This is a genomic window from Pannonibacter sp. I15F10I1 (assembly GCF_900185665.1).
GTDB classification, from domain to species: Bacteria; Pseudomonadota; Alphaproteobacteria; order Rhizobiales; family Stappiaceae; genus Pannonibacter; species Pannonibacter indicus.
Genome location: NZ_FYAN01000026.1, coordinates 935651 through 950601 on the forward strand (window position 1 = coordinate 935651; position 14951 = coordinate 950601).

The 14951-nt window shown below is 62.4% G+C and carries 16 protein-coding genes and 1 tRNA gene; 5 read left to right on the plus strand and 12 right to left on the minus strand.

The genetic code is table 11. The annotated features are described in order from the left end of the window. Positions 1-19: 19 nt before the first annotated feature. The 9 genes from IF10I1_RS17510 to IF10I1_RS17550 form a co-directional block, all read right to left on the minus strand. Complete coding sequence (locus IF10I1_RS17510) at positions 20-1192, minus strand: isovaleryl-CoA dehydrogenase (protein WP_019965773.1); 1173 nt, start codon at positions 1190-1192, stop codon at positions 20-22. Between the two features lie 36 nt (positions 1193-1228). Beyond that, the gene (locus IF10I1_RS17515) at positions 1229-1678 is read right to left on the minus strand and encodes a GNAT family N-acetyltransferase (RefSeq protein WP_050474729.1); all 450 of its coding nucleotides are present in this window, start codon (positions 1676-1678) and stop codon (positions 1229-1231) included. 25 nt (positions 1679-1703) lie between these two features. Continuing rightward, positions 1704-2150, minus strand: coding sequence for a PaaI family thioesterase (locus tag IF10I1_RS17520; RefSeq protein ID WP_162544322.1), 447 nt, complete (start codon positions 2148-2150; stop codon positions 1704-1706). A 26-nt stretch (positions 2151-2176) separates the two neighbouring features. Beyond that, positions 2177-2575 (minus strand): MerR family DNA-binding transcriptional regulator, encoded by a 399-nt coding sequence (locus IF10I1_RS17525; protein WP_186424589.1) that lies wholly within the window; start codon positions 2573-2575, stop codon positions 2177-2179. A 91-nt stretch (positions 2576-2666) separates the two neighbouring features. Continuing rightward, positions 2667-4082 (minus strand): magnesium transporter, encoded by a 1416-nt coding sequence (gene mgtE / locus IF10I1_RS17530; RefSeq protein ID WP_186424604.1) that lies wholly within the window; start codon positions 4080-4082, stop codon positions 2667-2669. Positions 4083-4313: 231 nt separating this feature from the next. Further along, positions 4314-4631 carry a YARHG domain-containing protein gene (locus tag IF10I1_RS17535; RefSeq protein WP_050474725.1) on the minus strand — a complete coding sequence of 106 codons (318 nt, stop codon included), beginning with the start codon at positions 4629-4631 and terminating at the stop codon, positions 4314-4316. A gap of 191 nt (positions 4632-4822) precedes the next feature. Further along, a tRNA-Leu gene (locus tag IF10I1_RS17540) sits at positions 4823-4907 on the minus strand. Positions 4908-5075: 168 nt separating this feature from the next. Then, entirely contained in the window at positions 5076-5645 is a 570-nt protein-coding gene (locus IF10I1_RS17545; RefSeq protein ID WP_186424590.1) for a putative toxin-antitoxin system toxin component, PIN family, read from the minus strand. Beyond that, complete coding sequence (locus tag IF10I1_RS17550; protein ID WP_244293762.1) at positions 5642-6181, minus strand: helix-turn-helix domain-containing protein; 540 nt, start codon at positions 6179-6181, stop codon at positions 5642-5644. Before IF10I1_RS17550 ends, IF10I1_RS17545 begins: the two co-directional genes overlap by 4 nt. 89 nt (positions 6182-6270) lie before the next feature. Between IF10I1_RS17550 and IF10I1_RS23165 the strand changes: the two genes are divergently transcribed. Beyond that, the gene (locus tag IF10I1_RS23165; protein ID WP_371341342.1) at positions 6271-6462 is read left to right on the plus strand and encodes a pentapeptide repeat-containing protein; all 192 of its coding nucleotides are present in this window, start codon (positions 6271-6273) and stop codon (positions 6460-6462) included. Here IF10I1_RS23165 and IF10I1_RS17560 read toward each other — a convergent pair. Beyond that, the gene (locus tag IF10I1_RS17560) at positions 6401-6667 is read right to left on the minus strand and encodes a FliM/FliN family flagellar motor switch protein (RefSeq protein WP_050474723.1); all 267 of its coding nucleotides are present in this window, start codon (positions 6665-6667) and stop codon (positions 6401-6403) included. The genes IF10I1_RS23165 and IF10I1_RS17560 overlap by 62 nt on opposite strands. A 143-nt stretch (positions 6668-6810) precedes the next feature. Between IF10I1_RS17560 and lipB the strand changes: the two genes are divergently transcribed. The 4 genes from lipB to IF10I1_RS17580 all read left to right on the plus strand — a co-directional run bounded on the left by lipB (position 6811) and on the right by IF10I1_RS17580 (position 13050). Further along, positions 6811-7539 carry a lipoyl(octanoyl) transferase LipB gene (gene lipB / locus IF10I1_RS17565; protein WP_208977390.1) on the plus strand — a complete coding sequence of 243 codons (729 nt, stop codon included), beginning with the start codon at positions 6811-6813 and terminating at the stop codon, positions 7537-7539. A 156-nt stretch (positions 7540-7695) separates the two neighbouring features. Beyond that, positions 7696-9711, plus strand: a complete 2016-nt coding sequence (locus tag IF10I1_RS17570) for a bifunctional UDP-sugar hydrolase/5'-nucleotidase (RefSeq protein ID WP_208977389.1) — start codon at positions 7696-7698, stop codon at positions 9709-9711. Positions 9712-10012: 301 nt separating this feature from the next. Further along, positions 10013-10657 (plus strand): hypothetical protein, encoded by a 645-nt coding sequence (locus tag IF10I1_RS17575; protein WP_123194038.1) that lies wholly within the window; start codon positions 10013-10015, stop codon positions 10655-10657. A gap of 431 nt (positions 10658-11088) precedes the next feature. After that, on the plus strand, positions 11089-13050 hold the full coding sequence (locus tag IF10I1_RS17580) for a methyl-accepting chemotaxis protein (protein WP_186424591.1): 1962 nt from the start codon (positions 11089-11091) through the stop codon (positions 13048-13050). 56 nt (positions 13051-13106) lie between these two features. Here IF10I1_RS17580 and IF10I1_RS17585 read toward each other — a convergent pair whose 3' ends face one another. Continuing rightward, on the minus strand, positions 13107-14213 hold the full coding sequence (locus tag IF10I1_RS17585) for a Xaa-Pro peptidase family protein (protein WP_094462900.1): 1107 nt from the start codon (positions 14211-14213) through the stop codon (positions 13107-13109). Next, entirely contained in the window at positions 14214-14672 is a 459-nt protein-coding gene (locus tag IF10I1_RS17590; RefSeq protein ID WP_123195637.1) for a GAF domain-containing protein, read from the minus strand. Positions 14673-14951: the final 279 nt, after the last annotated feature.

A 14951-nucleotide genomic window follows, 5' to 3' on the forward strand; every position in this document is an offset into this window, starting at 1 on the left:
GCGTCCCAGTCTCAACCGCTCAGGCGGTCTTGTTGAAGATCTCGCGGCCGATCAGCATGCGGCGGATTTCGCTGGTGCCTGCCCCAATCTCGTAGAGCTTGGCGTCGCGCAGCAACCGGCCTGTCGGATAGTCGTTGATATAGCCGTTGCCGCCCAGAAGCTGGATCGCATCCAGCGCCACCTTCGTCGCGTTTTCGGCGGCATAGAGGATGGCGCCGGCAGCGTCTTCCCGCGTGGTCTCGCCCCGGTCGCAGGCCTGCGCCACCGCATAGACATAGGCCTTGGTGGCGTTCATGGTCACATACATGTCCGCCACCTTGCCCTGCACCAGCTGGAAGGTGCCGATGGGCGCGCCAAACTGCTGGCGCTCGTGAACGTAAGGAATGACCACATCCATCGCCGCCTGCATCAGGCCGATGCAGCCTGCCGCCAGCACGGCACGCTCGTAATCCAGGCCGGACATGAGCACGTTGACGCCCTTGCCCACCTCGGCCAGCACGTTTTCTTCCGGCACTTCGCAGTCCTCGAAGACGAGTTCACCGGTCTCCGAGCCGCGCATGCCCAGCTTGTCCAGCTTCTGCGCCACAGAAAATCCCTTGAAGCCCTTTTCGATCAGGAAAGCGGTGATGCCGCGTGACCCTGCTGCCGGATCGGTCTTGGCATAGACGATCAGCGTGTCGGCGCAGGGGCCGTTGGTGATCCACATCTTGGTGCCGTTCAGCACATAGCGGTCACCCTTCTTGTCGGCCCTGAGCTTCATCGACACTACATCCGAACCGGCACCCGGCTCGGACATCGCCAGCGCGCCCACATGCTCGCCGCTGATCAGCTTGCCGAGATAGCGCTTCTTCTGATCCTCATTGCCCCAGCGGCGCAGCTGGTTGACGCAGAGGTTGGAATGGGCGCCGTAGGAAAGGCCAATCGAGCCGGAGGCCCGGCTCACCTCTTCCATGGCGATGCAGTGCTCCAGATAGCCAAGCCCTGCCCCGCCCCAGTCCTCTTCCACCGTGATGCCGTGCAGGCCGAGTTCTCCCATCTCGGGCCACAGTTCACGCGGGAACCAGTCGTCCCGGTCAATGCGGGCCGCCAGCGGCGCGATGCGGTCCTGCGAATAGGAGCGCACGCTGTCGCGCAGCATGTCTGCCGTTTCGCCGAGGTTGAAGTTGAATGACGGAAAGTCATTGCGGATCATGGGCTTTTCCTCCAGTCGCCCGGCCCTCCCGGCCGTTCAGCGGGTGTATTTGATGAAAGGGGTAACCTTGCCGACACGGTCGTAGAGCTGGCGCGCCGTGGCGTTGAATTCCTGTGTCAGCCAGTAGACGTAAGGCGCACCTTTTGCATCGGCAGCGGCATAGACCGCCTCGATCAGCGCCCGGCCCACGCCGCGCCCGCGCACGGACGGGTCGGCATAAAGATCCTGCAGGTAGCAGTAAGGGCCTTCGGTCCAGCAGGAGCGGTGAAAGATGTAGTGGACGATGCCGACCAGCCGGCCGGTCTCATCGACTGCGCAGAGCCCATGCGGATCTTCATCCGGGGTCATCAGCCGCGACCAGTTGAGATCATATTGCGACTGGGGCTTTTCGGTTTCGTAGAAGACGAGATAGGCCTTCCACAGCGCTGCCCATTCGGCATGGTCCTGCGGCTGAAGCGGGCGGATGGTGATGGCTGCTTGCGTCATGGGTCCTCACTTGCCTTGCAGATCCTCAGTCCTCGACGCCCTCAAGGCAGATCATCGAGAACAGGCCGGTGGCCACGTGGATTTCCCTGTCCCCGGTCACGCCATAGACATCCGAGCGGCAGATGGTCAACGTGCGGCCCGGCTTGATGACACGGCCGCGCGCCACCAGCTTCTCGCCCTTGCCGGGATTGAGCAGGTTGATCTTGAATTCTGTGCTGAGCACGCCGGTGCCGGCCGGATAGAGCGACAGGGCGGCATAGCCGGCAGCGCTGTCGGCAATCGACGTGGTGGAGCCGGCGTGGAAGAAGCCGTGCTGCTGGGTCAGTTCGGCCCGGTGCGGCATCTCGATGTCCACCTCGCCGGGGGCCAGATGACTGAGGCTTGCCCCCAGATGGCCCATGAAGGGCTGGCGGGCGAAGCTTCTGCGGACCCTCTCCTCCCAGTGCGGATCACGCGGCTCGAATGCTGTCATGGTTCACTCCTCCCCGGTGCAGCGCCTCAGCCGTTTTCCCGCGGCACACCCAGTTCATCCAGCCGCGCCAGACAGCCGCGCTCGACTTCGGTCAGTTCGGCCAGCGTCAGCTCGATGTCATTGCGCTTTTCTTCGAGTTCGGCGCGCCGTCCGGCGATCTTGCGCATGAGCAGCTGCAGCTGCCCCGCCTCCCCCGGCGCCTTGCCATACATGCCGATGATCTCGCTGATCTCGGTCAGCGAGAAGCCGAGGCGCTTGCCGCGCAGGATCAGCTTCAGCCGCGTCCGGTCCGCAGGCTTGTAGAGCCGCTGGCGGCCGCGCCGCTGCGGCGTGATCAGCCCCTGCGCCTCATAAAAGCGCAAGGTCCTGGTGGTGATCCCGAATTCCTGCGTCAGCTGGGTGATCGTATAGAGCCGCGGTTCCATGAAGCCTCCATCCTGCGGCCAGCTTCATAGACTTTTACGTTAAAGTCAATCCGATGATTTATATCTATATTTTTCAGATAGTTAAAATAAATCAAAGTGGCAGACGGAACCAGAGCGCGGCAATGCCGAGGAAGGCGAAGAAGCCAATCACATCCGTCACCATCGTGACGAACACGCTGGAGGCGATGGCCGGATCTGCCTTCAGCTTGTCGAGCGTGACCGGGATCAGCAGACCGCCCAGCCCGGCGCAGACCAGATTGACCATGATGGCGGCCGCGATGACGACGCCAAGGCCGGGCATGTCGAACCAGATGGCTGCGGTGGCTCCCATCAGGGCCGCCAGCGCCATGCCATTGAGGACGCTCACCATCACCTCACGGCGCAACACGCGCCAGATGTTGCGCGTGTCCAATTCCTGCGTCGCCAGCGCGCGCACGGCAACCGTCATGGTCTGCGTCCCGGCATTGCCTCCCATGGAGGCAACGATGGGCATGAGCACCGCCAGCGCCACCATGGCCTCGATGGTATCTTCAAACAGGGAGATCACGCTGGCCGCCAGAAGCGCCGTGCCCAGATTGACGATCAGCCAGACAATGCGCGAGCGGGCGATGGTGATCACCGTATCCGAAATCTCTTCATCACCCACACCGCCAAGGGCGCGCATGTCCTCTTCGGCTTCTTCCTGGATGACGTCCACGATGTCATCGACCGTCAGCACGCCGACCAGCCGGCCGCTTTCGTCCACGACGGCAGCGGAGACCAGGTTGTAACGCTCGAAGAGGCGGGCCACCTCTTCCTGATCATCCGTGGCGCGCACGCGCTTGAGATCTTCCTCGAAAATGTCGGAAATCTTTGCAGCGCGCTGTGTGCGCAGGATCCTGTCCAGCGACACGGCACCAGCCAGCCGGAAGCCGGGATCGACCACATAGATTTCGTAGAACGTGTCCGGGAGATCCTTGTCCTCGCGCAGATAGTCGATGGTCTGCCCCACCGTCCAGAACGGCGGCACGGCAATGAAATCGGACTGCATGCGCCGGCCGGCGCTGTCTTCCGGGTAATCAAGGGCGCGTTCCAGCTGGACACGTTCGGACAGCGGCAGCTCATCAAGGATCGCCGCCTGATCTTCCGCATCAAGATCTTCCAGAATGTAGACCGCGTCGTCCGAATCAAGCTCGCCAAGACCTTCGGCGATGTCGGCAGCAGGCAGTTCTTCCAGCAGGCGGACGCGCACCGCCTCGTCCATTTCCGTCAGGGCGGCATAGTCGAAGAGATCGCCCATGAGGCGGACGAAGACAGGGCGCTCGGCCTCGGGCAGAGCATCGATGAGTTCGCCCACGTCTGCTTCGTGCAGATCCCCGGCAAGCGTTCGCACCGCATCCTCATCCTGCGCCGCAACAGCTTCGGCAACAGCCCGGATGAAGGCCTCGTTCAGCCAGCCATCTTCACCATGAATGGGGATTCCGGCTTCCGCCGGCTGAGGTGTTTCCGGTCCCTCGCCCGGCGTCATCGGGTGCGGGGCAACAGGGGCAAGGTCAGGTCCTGCGTCGTTTTTGCCGGCGTCAGTCATGGCTCCCTCCTGTCATGCGCACCCAGTGGGCCGGAGGCAGCGGCCCGCGCCTCACACCTAGCTGTCTTATGCTGCTTTGGCTATTGAAAACCGGACGCTTCCGGCCTCCCGGCACGAGTTTTCACATGCCGGTTGCGGCACCGCACCATCACGGCTTCGCAGGCGGCAGACTCAGCCCGGCTGACAGCCCTTCAGGGCTTCCACCTGACGGACCGCGGCCAGATAATCGCGCACCTGAGAGGGCAGAATCCCCTCATCCGGCGACAGACATCTCCTGTTGCGGAAAAAGGCGCGCTGCTCGCGCTCGCCGCGCGGACAGATGCCGCCATCGGCCCGGATCTTCTCGCGCAGATACCAGAGCTGATCGCAGGCAAGGCGTTCCAGCTCCTCGGGGGACTTCTGCATGTTGCGCCGCTGCTCGGCCGAAACAAATCCGGCCAGCATGCCGCCAAGCGCCACGATCAGGATGGCAAAGCCTATGCGCCGCATGGAGAACCTCCCCTGTTGCCCGGTTACCCGTCCAGACACACGGGTTTTGTGGCAAGGGTGCGGCGGCAGCCAAAGACAAGGAGGGACCGTTGCACCAGCCGGAAAAGCATAAAGCCGCCGAGGTTTCCCACCGGCGGCTGTCAGCCTTTTGTTGAAGAGCGGCAAATGCTTGCAGCGTCTTCTTGAAGAAATGGTGCGGTCGAGAAGACTCGAACTTCCACGGGTTGCCCCACAGCGACCTCAACGCTGCGCGTCTACCAATTCCGCCACGACCGCGATTTCTTCATTTCCCCGGCGCAATCAGCGTCGAGGCGCCCCATGTAGCAAATCGGATTCTGGGGCGCAAGGGGCTTCTCCGCTTTATTTTGAAACTCCCTGAAATTGCCGGGAGCCTGTGGGTAACTTTTTACCCAAGCCCCGGAAACTCAAGGGATTTCGGGCGTTTCAGATCGAGCTGGCAAAGGTCTCCAGTCCGGCTGCCGTTTCGATCAGCCCCTGACGCCTCAGAACAGCCAGATATTCATCAGGATCCAGCGGCGGCGTCTTCAGGCGTGACCGCACTTTTTTCACTGCAGCGCAGAACAGTCCCGGCACACGAGAAAGGTGCGCGAGCAGGAACTCGTCCGGGTTTTGCGCTTCAATGCCATGAGGAGCCAGCGCCTCTGGCGGAAAATCCCTGGTGTTATGTGTCAGGATAACGCCACAGCGCCCGGCAATCGCCGCCGCAAGCACATGGCGGTCATCCGGGTCAGGCAAGACAAGCGAGGGGATAATTTTCTCGTATCCATGAATGAAGCAGTCGCTTATTGCCTCATTCATAAGGTCCCTCGTCCGCTCAAGCGCCCGGCGCTCGCGCCACGGCTGCCTGCGCAACAGCGCCTCAATCCACTCGCAGTGTATGCGTTCGGTCCATGCCGCAATAATAACGTCCGAAACGGCAAGCTGGAGCAACAGATCCCGCAGTGGGGCCGGGTAAAGAACATTTGCGTCGAGCAGAACCCGAGCCTGACTCACCTTGCGCCGTATCCCATGCCCTGTTCCTGCGCTTCGGCAACCAGTTGGTCGAGGATTTCCTCCCGCCTGCGATCCATGATGCGCTTGTAAGCAATCACGTCCTGCATGAGCGCCCGCCGGTGCTTCCCGACCTTGCGATGGGGAATTTTACCTTCCTCTAGGAGCTTGATCAGGAAGGGCCGGGACACATTCAGAAGCTCTGCAGCCTGTACCGTGGTCAACTCGGCATCATCGGGAACAACCGTCACCCCCTGCCCCGCCGCCATGGCCTTGAGAATTTCCATCAGCAGAGTAACTGCGCCTGCCGGCAGTTCCACCACCTCTGTCTCTTCGTGCCCCGTTACGCGCAATTTCAGCGGCGCTCCGTCACGCGCGTGGCAGGCAAGGGCCTGCTCGGAAACGCGTGCAACCTCTACCTCCTGCCGGGTGGGCCTGCGCTGACTGTATACCGGGAATGTCATGGCATCATCCTTTTCTTTCTCAAGCAATTCCAGCAGAAACGGGAACCGTTTTGCAGCCGGATTGCGTGAAAACAAAGAGGCAGAACACTCCCTGCAGCTCCATTTTCAACGGAAGTGCTCTGACTTCAGGATAACGCTCAAGTGCAATAAATGCAACGAACGAAATATTCGCAAGGGATCTCACGGACAGATCCAAAGACCCGGCAAACAGAAACGGCCCCGGTGACGGGTCCGCCTCACAAGGGCGCTTTACAAGTGCCAATCTTAGTGGGGCCGATCTTACAGGGGCCAGTCTTATAGAGGCCCGTCGGTGCGCATGGGCCGGGCTTCGGGCGGACGCATCAGGACCTCTGTGATGGAAATGCCGATCCGCTCCCCAAGAAGCACCACCTGCCCCTTGGCCACCAGCGTGTTATTGGCATAGATGCTGACGTCATCCTCTTCGGCGACATCCAGATCGATCACCGCGCCGCGCCCCATGCGCAGCAGCTGGTGCACCGGCATCTGCGTTGTGCCCAGCACCACGGAAATGTCGACGGTAATGTCATCAAATGTGGCCATTTTGCTTTTCCGTCCGGCCTTCCGCCTGTACAAGTCTGCAATCCTGACGCCGTGGACCTGTTCAGGCTCCTCCGGCATCTTGCCTTTCCCTCAGTTTAGCCTGACCACAGGGCGCAAAGCCACCGCCAATGCAGCCTGACCCCATGCAGATCACCGGCCGTTCCGAACTCGTCCCCGATTTTCATCCCCTGCCCGGCAGCCCGGCGGTGGAGTGGCGGATCTCTGACGAGCCCGTCCCCTATGAAGAGGCCATGGCCTTCATGGAGAAGCGCGTCGAGGCGATTGCGGCGGGCGAGGCGGATGAATGCGTCTGGCTGCTGGAGCACCCTCCCCTTTATACGGCCGGCACCAGCGCAAGACGCGAGGACCTGCTGATGCCGGACCGGTTCCCCGTCTATGACGCCGGGCGCGGCGGGCAATATACCTACCACGGGCCGGGCCAGCGCATCGCCTATGTGATGCTGGATCTGAAGCGCCGACGGCAGGACATCCGCGCCTTCGTGGCGGCGCTGGAAGCCTGGGTCATCGGTTCGCTCTGGCAACATCATGTGCGCGGCGAGCGGCGGGAAGACCGGGTCGGCGTGTGGGTGCGCCGCCCGGACAAGGGGCCTGAGGTGGAGGACAAGATCGCGGCCATTGGCATCCGCGTGCGCAAGTGGGTCACCTTCCACGGCATCAGCCTGAACGTCGACCCGGATCTGGAGCATTTTTCCGGAATCGTGCCCTGCGGCGTGGCACAGCATGGGGTGACCAGCCTTGTCGATCTGGGCCTGCCGGTGACGCTTCCCGAGGTCGACATTGTCCTGCGGCAGGAATTCGAAAAGCTGTTTGGCGCTTCAGCCAGCGCACCCGGCGAGTCGAAAGCCGTCTAACCAAATAAATCCACCGGAGGGATGCGGCATTTATTTAATTAGAAAAATATATTAGCAACCCAGAACTTCGATAAACCTGTCACATTAAGTTCAATCATAGATCATAGCTCTTCGCGGCCCGCTATTTCGCGAGTACTACCCAGGAGAGTAGATCTCATGTCTACGACTGAACAAAACATGAGCCGCCGTGACTTCCTCAAGTCGACAACGGCCGCGGCAGGCCTTGCCGCACTGTCCACGATGATCGTCTTCCGCGCCAATGCCGCTGCGGGTCCCGGCGAACTGCTGATGAGCCCGGCGACTCCGAACCCTCAGGGCGCATTCGAGCGCCTGTTCCTGCTCAAGGGCGATCCCTTGGCCGGTCCTGTCCGCGCCATCGTCACGGAAGCCGGCAATCCGGTGCCTGCCCCATCGCTCGCTCCGGGCGAACGCCGTGTGCTGCGCCTGATGCATTTCAACGACATGCACAACCACCTGACCGACCAGCACAGCAAGAAGGGCGACACCCACCGCCTGTCCCAGATGGTCAAGATGGTTCGCGAGACCCGCGCCGCAGCCGGCGACTCGGAAGCTGTGTTCTTCGTATCCGTTGGCGATGATCACACCGGCTCGGTGTTTGATGAACTTGTCGGCTGGTCCCCGGAAGACTTCGTCACCGATCCGGCATACCGCGCCTATTCCGCCGCCGGCCTCGACATCGCCGTTCTTGGCAACCACGAGTTTGACCGTGGCGCGGAGCTGCTGCGCATGGGGCTGAAGCGCGATGCCACCTTCCCGGTGCTCTCGGCCAATGTGCATGGCTCGGCCTTCCTCGCCCGCGATGAGGACTATGTCTGCGCCGCCATTGCCGAGGCCAAGGGCCTGCGCGTCGGCTTCATCGGCCTGACCACCGCCGTGGACACCCGCGTTGGCCAGCCCTCCGACCCCAGCCTTGCCGTCGCAAGCCCGGTGGAGGCCATCCGCAACGTGCTGCCTGCTGTCGCCGAAGTCTGTGACGTCGTGGTGATCCTGTCTCACTGCGGCTTTGGCTCAGGCTCGCACCGGTCGGGCAAGGCCGGTGCGGCACGCATGATCGGCGAAGGCGACCTGGACATTGCGGCTGCGGCCGGTCCTCTGACCAGCAAGCCGATTGTACTGCTGGGCGGCCACTCGCACACAATGCTCAACAGCGGCGGCATCGACACGGACAATGTTGTCGAGGGCGTTCTCATTGCGCAGGCCGAAGCCAACGGCAAGTTCCTGGGCGACATCAGCATGTCCATCGCGGCCGAGAACGGCCGCAAGGCCTGGTTCTCATCCGTCAGCCTGCATCCGGTCAAGAACCGCGACGACCGGGTCAAGGCGGATGAGCCGTCCTATGCCGCTCTGGAGCATGAGGGGGACTATGACGCAGCCTTTGAGGCAGAAACCATTGCACCGCTGCTGAAGGCCCTCGATTCCAAACTGGCCGAGGAGATCGGTCAGGTTGCCAGCGATGAACTCGTCTCGACCGAGCGCACCCTCGCAGACCGCTATATTCGTGAAGTGGCCATCGCCAATTTCATGAATGACGCTCTGGTCCAGCGCTCCTCGACGTTCCCGGGAGGCCAGATCGACATTGCTCTCTTCAATGCCACCGGCCTGCAGACCGGCATCAGCCAGGGTCCGCTGACGTTCAAGGCCTGGTATGATGTCATGCCCTATGCCGACAATGTGCATGTGGCCACCATGACGGGTGCGCAGATCCTCGAGATGCTGGACAACAATGCCAAGCGCTTCGTCCGGCCAGAGGAACTGGCGGCAGGCACGCTGGACCTCACCCAGTTCGTGTCCCGCGGTCTTCTGCATTTCTCCAGTGCCCTGCGCTACCGGGTTGACCTTGGGGCCTCGGCCGCGCAGGCCAAGGCCGTGGATGTCACGATCGCCGGCACACCCATCGAGGAGGTGCTCGACAAGACATACAAGGTGGCATTCAACACCTATGTCTCGCTCGGAGCCTTTGGGGAAGCCTGGAATGGCAAGCCGGTCTCCGGCGGCGTACCCGGCGACATTCCCAGCATGGATCTGCGCAAGCTCGATTACGACCATACGGGCCTCGTCTACCGCAACGAGATCATTGCCCATATCCGTGATCTGAAGGTCATTTCAGCGGAAACCGGCGCCCGCCTTGACGGGCGGCTTGCCATCGGCTGACGCAGCTCAAGCCCTTGCGGCGCAAGACCCGCATTCCAACAAGCTGTCCGGGAGCTCCCCGGACAGCACATGCGGCGCCTCATCGCTCTCAGGGCATCATGCCCTCGCGCCAGGCCCTTTGGGCCTGCACCGGACAAAGCATGCCCTTGTGCAAAACACCGGAAATCCGGGCTGCGGCGCAAGCCTGCCGCAAGGTTCATCAGCATATATAGCAAGGGTCTGCTGAATCTTGTTCCGGACCTTTGGGGGCGGGCACAAATTTACGCTGCCTGCGACCTCTTTACGGAGATCTTTGCCGCTCATGGACCTGGTGTCACCAAGCCCCACGCGTACCGAATACATCCATGATGACCGGACCCAGACGCGCGTCGCCATGGTTATCATCGGGTTCGGAGCGGCTGCCTGTGTGGTGGGAAGCCTGATGGCCAACAGCATCTGGCCGGCGGCTCTCGCCAGTCTGATTTCCGGCTCCATCATTCTGCGGCTGCACCTCCAGACAGCCCGCACCCGGGTGATCTTCGATACCCATGGCAACAAGCTGCTGCTGGAACACCGCACTCCCTCGGGCCGGCTGCTGGGCAGTGGCCGGTACGAGCTGTCCAGCCTGGAAAATGTCGTGGCCGAGAAGGCCGGTCCCTTGCACAACTTCATGTCCCGCAAGGTCTGGCAGCGCCCGGTCATGATCATTGCGGGCCAGCGCGTCCCCCTCACCTACCGCAGCTTCGAAACCGGCAGCGGCACAGCAGAAATCGTCACGCAGCTGCGTGACCGCTTTGGCCTACCCCGCTCCGCCCGTTCCATGGCGGAACAGGAGGACAACGGCTTCATCGAGGTGAGGCAGCCCCGTGCCAGCCGTGCGGCCAAAGGCGACGAGGACGAAGACAACCTCACCGCCATCGCCAAAAAAGCCCGCGCAATCCGCGAACAGAGCGTCGGAGACGCGTAAGGTCCAGCGTTACGCTGCACCTTCGAGAGACAATGCCCACCTGACCGGCAGGGGTACCTGCGGGCTGGCCTGCGTTTGCATTCACTGACACAGCTCAGCACAAGCTACAGCGGCCGCCGCCACGAGCAGCGCGCCGCTTATCCTGTTTGCTGCCGTCTCCTTGTCTCCGGAGCACCACCTCTTGATGCCATCAGCATATGCCAGCGCATCGACAAACTTAGCCAGATCAGGAAAAGTCCGGATTCCGCTGAGTTCGTCACCCACTCCTGCCAAGTTCGTCAGATTAATACGACTATTCAACTCTCAATCGCATCGAAGTGACAGATAAAAGACACAACCGTTTAGTCAGTTTTAAGCATCATCAGTCAAATAGTGCCGATGAGGAAAGTACCGGAATCACCGAGACCACCAGCCAGAAAGAAACTTCGACGATGACGCAGACCGCCCGCTCAGGCCGCCGCCGCAGTCTCATGACCAGGATCCTTGCGGCAACGGCCGCCTCGATCCTTGGGATTTTCGCCATCTTCGCCCTCTACAACGACGTCGTCATGCGCGAGCAGACGGAAGAGCGCGTGAACAGCAACCTGTCGATGGTTGGCAGTTCCGTTGCGAAAAGCGTGTCGAACTGGCTGACGGGCCGGACGATGCTGACCGAATTCGCCATGCAGTCGCTGGGGGCAAAGCCGGCTTCCGAAATGGCACCCGAGCAGTTCAACATCCCGCTGCTGACCTCCACCTTCCTGATGACCTATTACGGCAACACGGAAGGTGAGTTTTTCCAGTGGCCGCCGTCCACGCTTCCCGAAGGTTATGACCCGCGCAAGCGCCCCTGGTACAAGGCCGCTGCTGATCTTGGAAAGCTGACGCTGACTGAGCCCTATATCGCGGCTTCCTCGAACGAGTTGAACATCACCGCAGCCGCCCCGCGCTACATGAACGGCCAGCTGGTGGGCGTTGTCGGTTCCGATTTCTCCATCCAGATGCTTGATCAGATGCTGAAGGACGCCAATCTGGGCGACCTTGGCTACCTGTTCATCACCGACCGCTCCGGCAAGGTGCTGATCCACGCCAGTCAGGACCTGATCGGCAAGACCCTGGCCGATATTTATCCCGGCGCGCAGGTTTCCACCGGTGTCATGCAGGACGTGGACAGCGCCGAGGGCGCGCGCCTGCTTGGTTTCCAGCCGATTGCCGGCCTGCCGGGCGTGGACTGGTATGTTGCCATGTCCATCGACAAGGGCGTTGCCTTTGCCGAGCTGTCCGACTTCCGCCGGTCGACGCTGATTGCGACCCTCGCCGCCGTGCTCATCATGCTGGCGCTCATCGGTACCCTGTTCCGCAACTGGCTGGCCCGTCCGCTGTCGAGCATCACCGGCGCCATGAGCCAGATTGCCGACGGTGATCTGAGCGTCGCCATTCCCGGCCTTGGCCGCAATGACGAGATCGGCGCCATCGCCGGTGCCGTCCACGTCTTCAAGGAGCATTCCCTGGAACGCGAGCGTCTGGAAGCAGCCCAGAGCGCCGAGCAGGAAGCCAAGCAGCGCCGCGCCGAGGCCGTCGACCGGATGATCAACGCCTTTGCCTCTGAAGTGGGCTCGGCCCTGCAGACGGTCAGTTCCGCCACGCAGAATGTGGTTTCAACCGCACGCCAGCTGACCCAGACGTCCGAGTCCAGTTCGGAAGGAGCAAATCTCGCCGCTGCCGCATCGGAAGAAGCTGCCGCGAACGTCCGCTCGGTGGCAGCCGCTTCCGAAGAGCTGAATTCCTCGATTGCCGAGATCGCCCGCCGGGTGGAGCACTCCAACGAGATTGCCAACCGCGCCTCGGATGCCGCCAGCGAGACCAACCAGACGGTTCAGAGCCTGGTACAGACGACGGAAAAGATCAGCCAGATCGTCAAGCTCATCAATGACATTGCCGCCCAGACCAACCTTTTGGCGCTCAATGCCACCATCGAGGCAGCGCGTGCCGGTGATGCAGGCAAGGGCTTTGCGGTCGTTGCCACGGAGGTGAAGTCGCTGGCCAACCAGACCGCTTCGGCCACGGAAGAGATCGCCACGCAGATCCAGGCAATGCAGGCCGTCTCCAATCAGGCCGCCATGGCCATCGGCAGCATCGCAGATGTCATCGGCCAGATGAGCCACATCTCAACCGACATCTCCGCTGCCGTGACCCAGCAGAGCGGCGCAACCACCGAGATTTCGCGCTCGGTGCATGAAGTGGCAACCGGCACGCAGAATGTCTCGGAAACCCTGAGCCATGTGTCGCGCGGTGCCAGCGAAACCGGCGAGAGCGCGCAGGTGCTGCTTGATGTCGCCACCCAGCTGACCCAGCAGACCGGCAACCTGCGCCAGCGCATCGACGCCTTCTTCGCCGAGATCCGAGCCGCCTGAGACAGGCACAGGCAAGACATGAAAAGGGCGGCCTCACCGGGCCGCCCTTTTTTGATTCAGACCACCGCCAGATCGCGGCTGAGGCCGGAGAGGATCTCGCAGCCGGTTGCCGTCACCACCGCCACTTCCTCCAGCCGGATGCCAAAGCGCCCGGGCAGATAGATGCCGGGCTCGATGGTGAAGACCATCCCCTCCTCCAGCATCAGATTGCTGGTGCTGGTGATATAGGGCTGCTCATGCACCTCGGTGCCAAGGCCGTGGCCGGTGCGGTGGGTGAAAAACTCCCCGTAGCCGGCATCCATGATCACCTGACGCGCCGCCAGATCAACGCTGCGGGCGGGCACGCCCGGACGGGCCGAGGCGATGGCCGCCTGAACGGCGGCATCGACCACCTCATGCACCTCCCGGTATCCGGCCGGCGGCTCGCCGAGGCTTGCCATACGGGTGATATCGGAATTGTAGCCGTCCTTGAGGCCGCCAATGTCCACCAGCACCACATCGCCGCGCTTCAGCCGTGCCTCGCCGGAGTGATGGTGCGGATAGGCACTGTTCGGGCCGATGGCGAGGATGGCAAAGGTGGGCTGCGCACCGTTGGCGGCAAAGGCAGCCTGCACGGCCTTGGCCAGTTCGCTCTCGCTCACGCCTTCGGCCAAGGCCGCACGGGCAGCGGCCTGGGCAAAGTCGGCAATCTTGGCGTTTTCCTTCAAGAGCGCAATTTCTTCGGCGCTCTTGACCATGCGCAGTGCGCCAACGGTGGCGGAGGCAAAGCTACGGGTGGCGCGCGGCAGCGCATCCACCAGCATCAGCGCGTGGTCGGCACGCATGGTCTCATCCAGCGCAAAACTGCCGGCTTTAGGCGCGGCAAAAGCCAGAGCTTCGGCCAGGGCCTTGTCCGGGCCGGTGTCGTCCTTCCACTCGAAGAAGGGCAGATCCGTGTGCTGGCGGCTGTCTTCGGCATTCAGGGCCGGCATCAGGAAGCAGGCCTGCTTCTGGCCGATGAGGCACAGCGAGGCGCGCTCGTCCGCTGCCGGGACAAAGCCCAGCAGCCAGCGCAGATGCGCGCCGGGCGCCAGCGCCACCAGATCGGTGCCTGTATCTGCCATCTTGCGGCGCAGGCGCGCCAGACGCTCTGCGGCCTGCGGCTTTGCGGATCCTTGCGTCATTCACGCCTCCATCGGCACGCGGGCCATGGCGTCCAGCAGAGCAGCGCGGTGCTCTTCCACCAGCGCCTCCAGCTTCGCCACCCGCTCGGGCGTGAAATGCCCTTCAGCGTCCAGAATATTGACCGTGCCCACGACCATTCCGCCGTCCGGCACGGGAATGTTCATGGCTGAATGGCAGCCGAGCTGGTTGATGAGGGCATGATCGGAAAAGTACACCGCAAATTCCGGCGTGGTGTTGGCGATAAAGCTCTTCTGTTCGCCCAGCACGAGATCGGTCCAGCCATCCGAACGCATCGGCTTGGTGCCGGACGCCGGGTATTCGGCCGGATGCGAGGTATAGGCGCGGCGGCTGAGGCCTGCCTTGCGGTCGAGAACCGTCACCGTGAACAGGCGTGCACCCACGGCGGTGCGGGCAGCCTCATGCAGGGCGGCAAAGACGGTATCGGGGGATGAGGTCATGATGGACTTCCGGGGCGTTGGGATGAGAGAGGATTGAGGAGCGGTGGTGGTGTGGCTGGTGAAATCCTCCCGCCCCTCCATCGTCATCCCAGACGCGCCTGCGCGATCCGGGACCGGTGAGCCGGGGTGGAAGTTGTTGCAAGGAGATACAGCCGGCAGGCCTTGACTCACCGGTCCCGGATCTCCGCTTCGCTCTCGTCCGGGATGACGATGGAAAGGCTTTTCCGGTGCCAGGAGGGCAGTCATGCCGCCCTCCGGAATATCTTTCAGGCAGGCTGC